We start from the raw sequence: 12,578 nt of genomic DNA on the forward strand, positions 1-12,578 counted from the left end.
GGTGACGGGACCGGGCCGGAGGTGCTGATCGGGCAGAGCAGTTGGCTCTGGCAGCGCCCCGGTATGTCGATCGGCGGCACGCGGTACGGGCACGGGGTGTCCATGCACGCCTCGGGTTCGGTGACCATCCAGCTCAACCGCCCGTGCGCCACCTACCGGGCGATGGCCGGAGTCGACGACCTGACGCTGGGGCTGGGCGCGGTGCGTTTCTCCGTGTACGGCGACGGCGGCCGACTCTGGCGGTCCCCGGTGGTGCGCGGCGGTGAGGAGGCTGTGCCGGTGAACGTGGGGATCGCGGGCCAGAAGAGGATCCGGCTGGTGGTCGAGCCGCACACGCCGTTCGACTCGGTGGCGGTGGCCGACTGGGCGCGGTCCGGCATCAGTTGCGGCTGACCGCCGGACGGCGGAGAGAACCAGGTGCGTCTACGGGTGCAGGGTGGGGCGGCGTGGCACCACGCCGCCCGCGACCGCGCGCTGGCGCGGCGCCGCCGTGCCCGTCCAGCAGGTGCCGCGGCGGGAGAGCAGGCGTCTGAGCCACAGTTCCGTGGAGACGAGGTCGGCGATGCCGTCCAGCGGGATCGGTTCGCCCTCGGCCGCCTTGCGCAGCGCCTTGCGTACGACGCGTGCCTCGATCAGGCCGGCGTCGGCGAGCAGCGGCGCGTCGAACAGGGCGATCAGGTCGCCGACGGCCGCCCGCATCCCGGTGCGGGTCGCGGCGGCCGACGTCGCGTGTGTCGTGGCGCCCCAGCCCGGCGGCAGGTCGTGGATGCCCGCCCCCGCGAGGACCGCGCGCAGGACGTCGGCGCGGGCGCCGGGCTGCACGCGCAGCGATTCGGGGAGCGCCCGGCAGGCCCGTACGACCTGGTTGTCGAAGAACGGCGCGTGGAGCCGCTGGCTGCGGATCTCGGCGGCCTGCTCGAAGATGCGGTGGTCGGCGGCGTGCCGGGCCAGCGCGGCCCGTGCGCGGGCCTCTCCGGGCCGCTGGACGGATGCCGGGCGGATCGCCGCCGCTGTCAGAAGAACCGATACCTCGGCCAGGGCCTCGCCCGTGAGCCAGCGGGCCGCCGGTCCGGGCCGCGACCAGGTGAGTGAGGCGAGTGAGGCGCCCAACGGCCCGTCGGCGGCGGGCGCGTCGCGTTCGCGGTGGGCGCCGGGGAGTCGCGCGGCCGCCTCTTCGAGCCCGGTGCGGTAGGGCGTGCGGGCGAGGCGGCGGGCCGCGCGGTAGACGGTCAGGGGCACGAACAGCGAGCCCGCCGTGGGCCCTTGGGCCTTGGCGAGCGCGGTGGTCGGCCGCAGCAGGTCGCGGCGGCGCCGGTCGATCAGCAGGTCGGCCAGGCGCGCGGGGTGGGCGTCCAGGACCTCGCGGGCCCCGGCCCCGGTGAAGTGGTCGGCGCTGCCCGCGGCGAGCCGGCGGCGGTGGCGTTCGGCGGTGACGAGGGAGGGGCCGGGCTCGTCGGTCAGCGGGCCCTCCAACTCGGCGTACGGCAGGGCCTCTTCGCCCGCGGCGACGACCACGTGGTGCAGCCGGGGGTTGGAGGCCATGGCGCGGGCCCGTTCCAGTTCGGCCTCGCGCCCGCCGGTGGCCAGGTCGTTGAAGGTGACGGCGAGGAGCCGTTCGCCCGCGCCGGTGCCGTGGCCGAGGACGGTGCCGGGCGCGCCGGGCAGTCCGGCGGCGAGCAGGGCGAGCGTGCCCGAGGCGCTGCCGCCGGACAGGTCGGCGCCGATGCCGGGGACGGGTCCGCCGCGGGCGGCGCGCCGGTCGGCGGGCCCCATGCCCGGCACGGGCCCGGGGTCGGGCGGTGTGGCCTCGGGTGCGTGACGCGGCGCCAGGAGTCTGGCCCGTACGGCTTCGACGAGGGCGTCCCTGACTCCCTCGACGGCTCGTTCGGGGTCGACCTGGGGCGCGGCGACGGCGAGCGAGGCGACCTGTTCGTAGCCGGTGATCTCGCGGGAGCCCTCGCGCAGGACGAGGGCGTGGCCGGGCGGTACGCGTTTGACGCCCGCGTACGGCGTGGAGTCGCGGAGCGCCTCGGGGGTTTCGGGGCAGGCGAGCAACGCCGCCAGGTGCCCGATGTCGAGCTGTGCCTCGATGAGGTCGGCGAGCGGCAGGGCGGCGGTGGCGTACGCGGTGCCGTTCGCCCACGGCGTGTGGAAGACGGGTCTCGCGCCCGCGAGGTCGCCGGCGACGGTGATCCGGCGGCCGATCTGGGCGACCGCCGTGTAACTGCCGGGCCAGGCGGTGAGATGACGCAGGGCGCCGCCGCGGGCGGCGAACAGACCGACCTTCAGCTCTTCGTCGGTGGCTCCGCAGCAGCCGAACACGGCGAGCCGGGTGAAGGGGTCGACGCTGACGACGCGGACCTCGTCGTCGCGCCAGTCGCCGACGGCCCAGAGCGGATCCGGGTCCCCCCACAGGAGTTGGGAGCCGACGGGGTGGACCGTACGGCCCTCGGACTGATCGCCCACGGAGCCCGCCGTGCCGAAGCTCGCGGCGATACTGCTCCACCCCACCAACCAGCGCATCGGCGCCTCCACAGCCTGTGGATCAAGAGTCGTACCCGTCGTCATCAGTCGTTCGTGAACATGCTGCCACGACAACGGCACACAGGAGTGGCCCCGGTGAGGGAGCGCGAAAAGCGAATGCGCCCCTGGCAAAGGCCAGTTGGCGCTGTCAGGGGGTCAGGACGGACAGACAGCTTTCAGCCAATCTCCGAGCCCGATCCGCCGACAGAACGTCGGTAAATGTACAGTCCGGGAGGCGCCATCACCTCCCGGACCGATCCGCCACCCGCGGGGAAATGAGGCGGCGGTGTCCCCCAGCCCACTGGTTCCAGTACGCAGCGGGCCGACCCACGCAGCACTCATGGAAGCGCTCCCGGCCTCTTTAGGCCAAGAGCGCACGGCCGGGCGCACGGCCACACAGCCGGAGCACGTTCGATCCGGGGCGGGTTTCACACGTACTCGCGTACGGACAACAATCCCGCCATCCGGACGTCCGCCCCTTAACGGTAGGGATGCGGCGAACTACGCTGGGTTTACGAATGCCACGGGTTCCTCAGAAAGAGGAGCCGGCGGGGCGGCCGTCTGTGTGTCGAGGGGTGACGCATGTCCAGGGAGCTACGCGGGCCGAACGAGAAGCTCGGCACCGTTCTCGCCCTCGCGGGAATCAGCAACGCCGGTCTCGCCCGGCGGGTCAACGACCTCGGGTCGCAGCGCGGTCTGACGCTTCGATACGACAAGACCTCGGTGGCGCGGTGGGTCTCGAAGGGGATGATTCCGCAGGGTGCGGCGCCCCATCTGATCGCCGCGGCCATCGGTTCCAAGCTCGGCCGGCCCGTACCGCTGCACGAGATCGGCCTGGCCGACGCCGATCCCGCGCCTGAGGTGGGTCTCGCCTTCCCGCGCGACGTGGGCGAGGCGGTGCGGTCGGCGACCGATCTGTACCGGCTGGACCTGGCGGGCCGCCGGGCGGGCGGCGGCGGCATCTGGCAGTCGCTGGCCGGTTCCTTCGCGGTCAGCGCGTATGCCACGCCCGCCTCACGGTGGCTGATATCGCCCGCCGACTCGTCCGTCGCGCGGGACGCGGCGATGGCCGAGGCGGCGCGCAGAGCACACGCGGCGCACGGCGGACCCGGGCTGACCCCGCCGGCGTCGGCCCTCGCTCCGGCCGCCGCGGGCGCGCCCGGAGCCGACGCCGGCGGCGAGCTGTCGCCCCTGCGCGTGGGCCACAGCGATGTCGCCAAGCTCCGCGAGGCGGCGGCCGACGCCCGGCGCTGGGACTCCAAGTACGGCGGCGGGGACTGGCGTTCGTCGATGGTGCCCGAGTGCCTGCGGGTCGACGCGGCGCCGCTGCTGCTCGCCGCGTACAGCGACGAGGTCGGCCGCGGCCTCTTCGGCGCGACCGCCGAACTGACCAGGCTGGCCGGGTGGATGGCCTTCGACACCGGTCAGCAGGAGGCCGCGCAGCGGTACTACATCCAGGCGCTGCGCCTGGCCCGCGCGGCGGCGGACGTGCCGCTCGGCGGCTACGTACTGGCGTCGATGTCCCTCCAGGCGACGTACCGCGGTTTCGCCGACGAGGGCGTCGACCTGGCCCAGGCCGCGCTGGAGCGCAACCGGGGGCTCGCGACCGCCCGCACCATGAGCTTCTTCCGGCTGGTCGAGGCGCGCGCGCACGCGAAGGCGGGCGACGCGGCGGCGGCCGGAGCCGCGCTCAAGGCGGCGGAGGGCTGGCTGGAGCGCTCCCGCGCGGGCGACGCCGACCCCAGCTGGCTGGGCTTCTACTCCTACGACCGCTTCGCCGCCGACGCCGCCGAGTGCTACCGCGACCTGAAGGTGCCGCATCAGATGCGGCGCTTCAACGAGCAGGCGCTGTCCCGGCCGACCGAGGAGTTCGCGCGGTCGCACGGGTTACGCCTGGTGGTGAGCGCCGTGGCCGAGCTGGAGTCCGGCAATCTGGACGCGGCGTGCGCGGCGGGGACACGGGCCGTGGAGGTGGCGGGGCGGATCTCGTCGGCGCGCACGACGGAGTACGTACGGGACCTGCTGCACCGCCTGGAGCCGTACGGCGACGAGCCGAGGGTCGCGGAGCTGCGGGAGCGGGCGCGCCCGCTGTTGGTGGCGCCCGCGTAAGCCGTACGCGGGCCGCCCGCGTACGGCGGGGTCCGGGCGGCCGTACGCGCCGGTGGCCGGGCCCGCCGCCCGAATGCTCGGTGAACGATGAGGGACGCGCGTGGCACCCCGGTGGTTTAAGGGCATTGTCAGTGGGCCAGTGCACTATCGGGGTGGGAGGTTGCGCGAGTGAAGACAGACGGCTCGGGTCGCGGCGGCCGCGGCTACGACTGCGACGTGCTGGTGATCGGCGGCGGCATCGTCGGTCTCTCGACGGCCCACGCCCTCACCCGGGCCGCCCCGGGCACCCGTGTGACGGTCCTGGAGAAGGAGCCCGGCCCGGCGCGGCACCAGACGGGGCACAACAGCGGGGTCATCCACAGCGGTGTGTACTACCGCCCCGGATCCCTCAAGGCGCGCTACGCGGTCAAGGGCGCCGCCGAGATGGTCAGGTTCTGCGCGGAGTACGGCATCGCGCACGAGGTCACCGGCAAGCTCATCGTCGCCACCGGCCGGGACGAGCTGCCCCGGCTGCATGCCCTGGTCCAGCGCGGCAGGGAGAACGGCATTCCGGTACGGGAGCTGGGGCCGGCGCAGATCATGGAGTACGAGCCGGAGGTGCGCGGTCTGGCCGCGATCCACGTCGGCACGACGGGGGTGTGCGACTTCGGGGCCGTCGCGGCGCGGCTCGCCGATTCGGCGGAGGCGTCCGGCGCGACCGTGCGGTACGGCGCGGAGGTCACCGTCGTCGACCGGCGGGCGTGGGGTGTCGCCGTCCGCACAGCCGCCGGTGAGGTCGTCAGGGCCCGCGCGCTCGTCAACTGCGCGGGGCTCCAGTGCGACCGGGTGGCCCGGCTCGCGGGCGACGACCCGGGTATGCGGATCGTCCCGTTCCGGGGTGAGTACTTCGAGCTGGCGCGGCCCGGTCTCGTCCGCGGGCTGGTCTATCCGGTACCGGATCCGGCATTTCCCTTCCTGGGGGTGCATCTGACGCGCGGGGTCGACGGCGGCGTCCATGTCGGCCCCAACGCGGTGCCCGCGCTGGCCCGTGAGGGCTACTCCTGGTCCGCCGTGCGCCCCCGTGAGATGGCGGGCACCCTCGGCTGGCCGGGTTCCTGGCGGATAGCCCGCAGACACTGGCGGTACGGCGCGGGCGAGCTGAGGCGCTCGCTGTCCAAGCGCGCCTTCGCCACCGCCGTACGCCGGCTGCTGCCCGCCGTGACGGACGCCGACCTGCGCCCCGCGACCGCCGGCGTGCGCGCCCAGGCGGTGCTTCGCGACGGCACGCTGGCCGACGACTTCCTGATCCGGCGCGGGCCGCGCACGGTCCATGTGCTCAACGCCCCGTCACCGGCGGCGACGGCCGCGCTCCCGATCGGCCGCGAGGTGGCGAAGCGGGCGCTGACGATGCTGAAGGACGCGGACGGGTTCTAGGGGGTGTCCGCGAAGTGGCGCCGTCCGCCCGTAGGCCGGGATCCCGGCGCATCGATCACGGGCGTTGTCGGCACCGGCCGGGCACCGTGGGCGGGTCCGTAGAATCGAGAGGATCCTGTCCGACTCCGACGTGCCCGGGAAAACGTGTCCCAGACCCAGATGAACGTGAACAGCGACCACGACGGCGCGCACGCCGACCGCACCGCCCCCCGGAGCCGGATGTTCCCCGAGGGCACGGGCCCGGCCGCCGACCCCGCCGGTTCGCACTTCGAGCGCCGTATCCGCAGCTTCCAGCCGCGCCGCAGCCGTGTCACGACCGGCCAGGCCGATGTCCTGCGGCGGCTCTGGCCCTCCTGGGGCCTGGACATCGACGGGCAGCGCGTCCTCGATCTCGACGCGATGTTCGGCGGGCTCCCGGTCGTCCTGGAGATCGGCTTCGGCATGGGCGAGGCGACCGCGCGGATGGCCGCCGACGACCCGGGCACCGGCATACTCGCCGCCGACGTCCACACACCGGGGCAGGGGAACCTCCTGCGCCTCGCCGAGCGCGACGGGCTGTCCAACATCCGGGTGGCCAACGGCGACGCGATCATCCTGCTGCGGGAGATGCTGCCGCCCGGGTCGCTGGCCGGGATCCGCGTCTACTTCCCCGACCCGTGGCCCAAGAAGCGCCACCACAAACGGCGGCTGATCCAGCCCGAGTTCCTCGACCTGGTCGCGCCCCGGCTGAAGCCCGGCGCCGTACTGCACTGCGCGACCGACTGGGAGCCGTACGCCGAGCAGATGCTCGACGTACTGACCGCGCACCCGGCCTACGAGAACACCTCCCCCGGCACCGGCTACGCGCCGCGTCCCGACTTCCGGCCGCTCACCCGGTTCGAGGGCCAGGGCCTGGAGAAGGGGCATGCCGTACGCGACCTGCTCTTCCGCCGGGTCGCGGACGGCGCGGCGACGGCGTGACGCGGCGTCGGGGCGGGCCGGGACGAGCCGGGCACCGTCGCGAGCTGTCGGTGCCGCTCGTTAGGGTCAGCAGGTGTCCGAACCGTTCCGACCGCCCCCGCACGAGCACCGGCCCGCCCACGCGCCCGGGCCCTGGCCCGCACCCACGCACCCGGCGATCCCCGCCTACGAGCAGCAGCAGCGGCTCGGTGACATGTGGGCCGCGGTGCCGGAGCGTTCCCGCTGGCGTTACCGGCCGCGGCGTGTCCTGTGGCGGCACCCGGCCGTGCGCGCGGGCGCGGTGGTCATCCTGCTCGCCCTGTGCGGTCTGCTGATCCTGTCGCTCGTACGCGAACAGACCGGCACCCAGGGCTTCCTGGTCGGTCTCGGACTGGCGCTCCTGCCCGTGCCGCTGCTGATGGCGGCCTTCCGCTGGCTGGACCGGGTCGAGCCCGGCCCCTGGCGGAACCTGCTCTTCGCCTTCGCCTGGGGCGCCTGCGCCGCCGCCCTCGTGGCGATAACGGCGAACTCCTTCGCGACCGAGTGGATAGCCACCGCCACCGCCGATCCCAGCGGCGCGGAGTCCCTGGGCGCCACCGTGGTCGCGCCGATCGTCGAGGAGAGCGCGAAGGCCGCCGCGATCCTGCTGATCTTCCTCTTCCGCCGCCAGTCGTTCACCGGTCTCGTCGACGGAGTCGTCGTCGCCGGCTTCACCGCGACGGGTTTCGCCTTCACCGAGAACATCCTCTACCTCGGCAGCGCCTTCGGCGAGGACCAGCAGATCGGCAACTCGGGCCTGGCGTCCGTGACCGCGGCGACCTTCTTCGTACGGGTCGTCATGTCCCCGTTCGCGCATCCGCTCTTCACGGTGCTGACAGGCATCGGCTTCGGCATCGCCGCGCTCGCCACGCACCGCCAGCGCGTCCGCCGCCGGCTGATGCCGCTGCTCGGCCTCCTGCTGGCCATGGGCACGCACGCGCTGTGGAACGGCTCGTCCTGGCTGTTCGGCCCCTACGGCTTCTACGCGGTGTACGCGGCCTTCATGGTGCCCGCCTTCGCCCTGCTCACCTGGCTGGCGATCTGGAGCCGGCAACGGGAACTGCGCACGGTCGCGGCCGAGTTGCCCGCGTACGCGGCGGCCGGCTGGCTCGCCGAGACCGAGCCGCTCGCCCTGTCCTCGATGCGGGCGCGCTCGATGGCGCGCGCCGTCGCGGGGCGCGGCCACGGTCCGGCGGCGGCGCGCACGGTCGGCGAGTACGAGGCGTTCGCGACGTCCCTGGCGTTCCTGCGCCACCGGGCGGGGCGCGGCACGGCGGGCCCGGACTACGCCGAGCGCGAGCAGGAGCTGCTGCACCACCTGTGGCAGCGCCGGGACGTGGCGTCGCCCGCGCTGGCTTACGCGGCGCGGGCGACGGGGCGGGTGTGGACACCGCCGCCGTACATCGACTACGGCGGCTACAACCCGTATCGGAGCTGAGTCCTGTGTGCCGGACAGTCCTACGTGCCTGACCCGGTCAGGGGGCGAGGCCCTTGCTGCGCAGCCAGCTCAGCGGGTCGATCCCGCTGCCGCCCGCGGTGTGCACCTCCAGGTGCAGGTGCGGACCGGTGACGTTGCCCGTGGCTCCCACGCGTCCGATCGTCTCGCCGGTGGTGACCTTCTGGCCGGCGGCGACCGTCATCGAGGACAGGTGGGCGTACCAGATCTCCGAACCGTCGTCGAGCTCCAGCACGACGCGGTAGCCGTACGACCCCGACCAGCCGGCCGACTTGATGGTCCCGCTGTGCACGGCCTTGGTGGGCGTGCCCGTGGGGGCGGCGAAGTCCAGGCCGGTGTGCTGGCCGGAGGACCACATGGAGCCGGTCTGGCCGTAGGTGGAGGTGAGCGTGTACGAGGAGGTGGGCAGCGAGAAGCTGGCGGCCAGCTTCTCCAGGCGCTCCTTCTCCGCCTTGGCCTCCGCGGCCTCCTTGGCCTTGCGCTTCTCCTCGGCGGCCTTCTCCTCCGCGTCGGTCTGCTGCTTCTTGGCCTCGGCCGCGGCCTTCTCGGCGGCCTCCGCCTCGGCGCTCGCCTTCTGGGCGGCGTCGGCCTCGGCCTGCTGCTGCTCCGCCTGCTGGAGGATGCGGGCGCGCAGCGCCTCGCCGGAGTCGGTGGTGCCCGCCTGGGCGTCGGCGGCGGTGAGGGCCGCCGTGGTGAGCGGTGAGGGTGTCTCGTCGCTCTTCTTGTCGCCGTCGGACATGAAAGACCCGACGCCGGGAAGGGACTTGGCGTCGGGGAAACTGTCCGAGATCGCGTCTGGAAGTGATATCGAGACCGCGGGCTTGTCCTGCGCGGAGGCGATGCCTCCCGCGCCGACCGCGGCGATGACGCCTACTCCGAGGACCGTGGAGCTGCGGGCGAGAGCGTTGCGCTGCTTGGCGACACGGTGCTTCCCGCGTACGGGGCGGATGGAGTCCGCGGTGGGATTCCACTCCTCCCGGTCCCTGTTCGCCTCACCGTCGGTGAGGTCGGTGCCGGCGAACCGGCTGCCGGGGCCGAAATAGGCCGGGGCTGAGGCTTCGGGGGCAGGCCTGTTGGACGCCACTGGGGCGCTCTCCTTTCCTTCCTTCTCGCCTACCGGGTTAGCTGACGGGTTCGGAGCAGGAAGGTCTCCTACGGGCGTTCTTGACCGCACAAGGCAGCAAGAGGCGCCCGATTCACCCCAATTGGTGGTTCCCCGGTTTCCTTGCGGAATTCGGCGCGTGCGCACGGTGCCGTCTCTTTCGACGGCTGGGACAACCGCGCTGCGTTATCGAACGTTAATAGACGACCGGGGCTTATTCCAAGCTGTTCCGGGTGATCGTTAGCGATGACGGCCGGGATCAACCGGGCCACAAGTGGGCGTAATCGGGCGAGTTGATCGACTCTCGGGCCGTGTGCGATCACACACTCGAACTGACGGTGCGTCAAATGTTATGCGGAGCGGTGCTTCCCGACTACACAGCGTGCCGGGCCGGACGACACCGCCGCCCGGCGGATGGCGGGGCGGCCGGCAGGGCGAGCCGTCTCAGGGCACGACGGGCATCGTCCTGCGCCGCTCCGGCTGGCGCGCCGTCGGCCGGCTGACGGCCAGCAGCGCCATGTCGTCCGTACTGCCGCCGCCGGTGTGCAGCCGTACGTCCCCGACGATCGCCTCCAGCAGCTCGTCGGGGCCGGGAAAGATCCGTCCCGCCAGCCGTTCGCGCGGGTTGTAGAAGACACCGGCCGCGTTGCGCGCCTCGGTGAGACCGTCCGTGTAGAGCAGGAGCGTCGATCCGGTCCCGTACGGGATCTCGTCCGCCCGGTCCGGCCACGCCCCCAGCTCGCCCATCCCGAGCGGCAGCGCCGGATCGGACGGGGCCAGCACCGTCAGCGCGCCGTCGGCGGCGAGCACCAGCGGCTCCGGGTGCCCGCGGTTGACCACCCGGACCATGCCCTCGACGTGCGGGATCTCCGCCAGTACGGCGGTGGTGAACCCCTCGAACAGATCGATCCCGCTGCGCCGTGTGCCCTCGCGCGCCAGCGCCCGCTCCAGCCGCTGCGCGACCCCTTCGAGCGAGCTCTCCTGCTCGGCGGCCTCACGGAAGGCGCCGATGACGACGGCCACCGTCTCGACGGCGCCCATGCCCTTGCCGCGGACGTCGCCCACCACCAGACGTACCCCGTACGCGGTGTCCTGGACGGCGAACAGGTCACCGCCGATGAACGCGCCCTCCTCGGCGGCCTCGTAGCGCGCGGCGATGTGCAGCCCGCCTATGCGGGGGGCGGGTGTGGGCAGCACGGCCCGCTGGGCCGCCTCGGCGATGACTCTCGCCGAGGCGAGACGTTCGCCGCTGCGGCGTACGACACCGTTGATGGCCAGCGCGAGGACGGAGACCGTGAAGACGTTCAGCCCTTGGCTGATCGTCGAGGTGTTGTCCAGATTCCCCGTCCCGAGATGCAGTCCCAGGAAGACCACGGTCGACACGATGCCGACAAGGAGGGTGCGCGCGAACGAGTAGAACGGGGCAGCCACCAGCGGGGCCGCCGCGAAGAGTGGGGAAGCCGTGAAGGCTGTCGGGGTGACCTGGTCCAGCACGATCGCCACCACGATGATCAGGCCGGGCAGGAGCTCCACGATCGGATACGGCGAGCGGGCGCGGTGCCGGGCGCGTCGCCGCCTGGCCCGGCGGGGGCGGTCGAAACCGGCGGGACGCCTGTCAGGGGAAGGGGAGTCGTTCCAGCCGGTGTCTTCCGGGGTCGGGCTCGCTTCACCCAAGCCGGCGTCGGCGTGCCGGAGGCTACGGCGGATCCCGCGCTCGACGCTGTTCCTGAGGCTGCGGAATCTGGTTCCGACGGAGATACGTCGACGGCGGGCGCCACCCCCGGCGGAACGGTCGTCGCTCCCGCCGCCCGCCGTCCCGTCGTCTCCGCTGTCTCTCAGGTGCCCCACCGGTCGTCTCCTGCCCGGTCCGTCGACGGCTGCGCACGGTACCGCGCACTTCCCAGGCTTACTCTTTCCGCGCCCGGCGGCTACCCGGCCATCGACCGACTGGGCTATCGACGGGGCCGGGGCCGCCGGGGCGCCGTCAGTCGGTGAGATGCCGCTCGGCGTACACCTTCATCGCGTCCCGTACGAGCACGGCCGCGCCTTCCTCGTACTTGTCGTAGTTCCGGCCGAAGCGCGGGTCGTCGACGTACATCGCCGTGACACCGATGACGTAGGACTTGGCGGGGCTCGACGTGGTCGACAGCCACTCGCAGTGCCTGCGGGCGATCTCCTGCGCCTCCGCGCTGTCGGGGGCGCGTCCCTCCTTCCTGGCCCGGCCCCAGTCCCGGGCGATGCTCTCGTGCCGGGCCATGAACTCCTTCCGCTCGCCCGCGCTCAGCGAGCGCCACCAGCGGTCGCCCTTCTCGTACGCGTCCCGGCCCCACCGCTCGGTCACCTCGCGCTCGTACCGCGTGTGATCGAAGCCGTCGAGAATCTCCTCGGCCATCAGCTCTTCTCCCCTCTCGGTCTTGTGGAGAGTGGTCCGCACCGAGGCGATGAGACGCCCCACCCGCTCCCGCTCCTGTTCCAGCAGTGAGAGATGGGTGCGCAGTGCGGCGGCCGTGTCCTGTTGACCGTCGAGGATCCGGGCGATCGCGGGCAGGCCGAGCCCCAGCTCACGCAGCAGCAGAATCCGCTGCAGGCGGACCAGGGCTTCCTGGTCGTAGTAGCGGTAACCGTTGCCGCCGACCCTGCTCGGGGTCAGCAGCCCCAGCTCGCCGTAGTGCCTGAGCGTGCGGCTCGTCGTGCCGGCCTTCTTCGCGATGTCCTGGATCGACCACTCCATGTCCACGACGCTAAATCTTGACGCCGCGTAAAGGTCAAGCCGGATGTCGTGGGGAGGGGGAGGAGGCGGGAGCCGGAGCACGACGAAGGCCCGGATCCACTGGATCCGGGCCTTCGTCTTCTGCGAGTAGCGGGGACAGGATTTGAACCTGCGACCTCTGGGTTATGAGCCCAGCGAGCTACCGAGCTGCTCCACCCCGCGCCGTTGAATGCAACTCTACGCCATCCGGACCAAGATCATCTCCATTTTCCGGTCCGGAGCGCCGA

At 72.8% G+C, this 12,578-nt stretch carries 9 protein-coding genes, 1 tRNA gene and 1 riboswitch; of the genes, 5 read left to right on the forward strand and 5 right to left on the reverse strand.

The window, feature by feature from the left end:
• Positions 1-393 (forward strand): NPCBM/NEW2 domain-containing protein (locus GXP76_RS29190; protein ID WP_242574618.1); only part of this gene is annotated, 393 nt, incomplete at its 5' end.
• Between the two features lie 30 nt (positions 394-423).
• Here GXP76_RS29190 and GXP76_RS29195 read toward each other — a convergent pair.
• On the reverse strand, positions 424-2,523 hold the full coding sequence (locus GXP76_RS29195; RefSeq protein ID WP_242574619.1) for an asparagine synthase-related protein: 2,100 nt from the start codon (positions 2,521-2,523) through the stop codon (positions 424-426).
• A 582-nt stretch (positions 2,524-3,105) separates the two neighbouring features.
• On the opposite strand from GXP76_RS29195, the gene GXP76_RS29200 reads away from it, so the two are divergent.
• From GXP76_RS29200 to GXP76_RS29215, 4 genes are all read left to right on the forward strand, one after another.
• Positions 3,106-4,632, forward strand: a complete 1,527-nt coding sequence (locus tag GXP76_RS29200; RefSeq protein WP_242574620.1) for a hypothetical protein — start codon at positions 3,106-3,108, stop codon at positions 4,630-4,632.
• A gap of 168 nt (positions 4,633-4,800) precedes the next feature.
• Positions 4,801-6,045, forward strand: coding sequence for an L-2-hydroxyglutarate oxidase (lhgO, locus tag GXP76_RS29205; protein ID WP_242574621.1), 1,245 nt, complete (start codon positions 4,801-4,803; stop codon positions 6,043-6,045).
• 159 nt (positions 6,046-6,204) lie between these two features.
• The gene (gene trmB / locus GXP76_RS29210) at positions 6,205-7,005 is read left to right on the forward strand and encodes a tRNA (guanosine(46)-N7)-methyltransferase TrmB (RefSeq protein ID WP_374363017.1); all 801 of its coding nucleotides are present in this window, start codon (positions 6,205-6,207) and stop codon (positions 7,003-7,005) included.
• 193 nt (positions 7,006-7,198) lie between these two features.
• Positions 7,199-8,461, forward strand: coding sequence for a PrsW family intramembrane metalloprotease (locus tag GXP76_RS29215; RefSeq protein WP_242574625.1), 1,263 nt, complete (start codon positions 7,199-7,201; stop codon positions 8,459-8,461).
• A gap of 37 nt (positions 8,462-8,498) precedes the next feature.
• Here GXP76_RS29215 and GXP76_RS29220 read toward each other — a convergent pair whose 3' ends face one another.
• The 4 genes from GXP76_RS29220 to GXP76_RS29235 all read right to left on the reverse strand — a co-directional run bounded on the left by GXP76_RS29220 (position 8,499) and on the right by GXP76_RS29235 (position 12,513).
• A complete protein-coding gene (locus GXP76_RS29220; protein ID WP_242574622.1) occupies positions 8,499-9,563 on the reverse strand; it encodes a M23 family metallopeptidase in 1,065 nt (354 codons plus the stop codon).
• An 11-nt stretch (positions 9,564-9,574) separates the two neighbouring features.
• Positions 9,575-9,729, reverse strand: a riboswitch (cyclic di-AMP (ydaO/yuaA leader).
• Between the two features lie 296 nt (positions 9,730-10,025).
• Positions 10,026-11,255, reverse strand: coding sequence for a PP2C family protein-serine/threonine phosphatase (locus tag GXP76_RS29225; RefSeq protein ID WP_374363013.1), 1,230 nt, complete (start codon positions 11,253-11,255; stop codon positions 10,026-10,028).
• 310 nt (positions 11,256-11,565) lie between these two features.
• Positions 11,566-12,312 carry a MerR family transcriptional regulator gene (locus GXP76_RS29230; protein WP_242574623.1) on the reverse strand — a complete coding sequence of 249 codons (747 nt, stop codon included), beginning with the start codon at positions 12,310-12,312 and terminating at the stop codon, positions 11,566-11,568.
• Positions 12,313-12,439: 127 nt separating this feature from the next.
• Positions 12,440-12,513 (reverse strand) — tRNA-Met (locus GXP76_RS29235).
• Between the last annotated feature and the right edge of the window lie 65 nt (positions 12,514-12,578).

It is taken from the genome of Streptomyces sp. NP-1717, from assembly GCF_022695985.1.
Classification (GTDB): domain Bacteria; phylum Actinomycetota; class Actinomycetes; order Streptomycetales; family Streptomycetaceae; genus Streptomyces.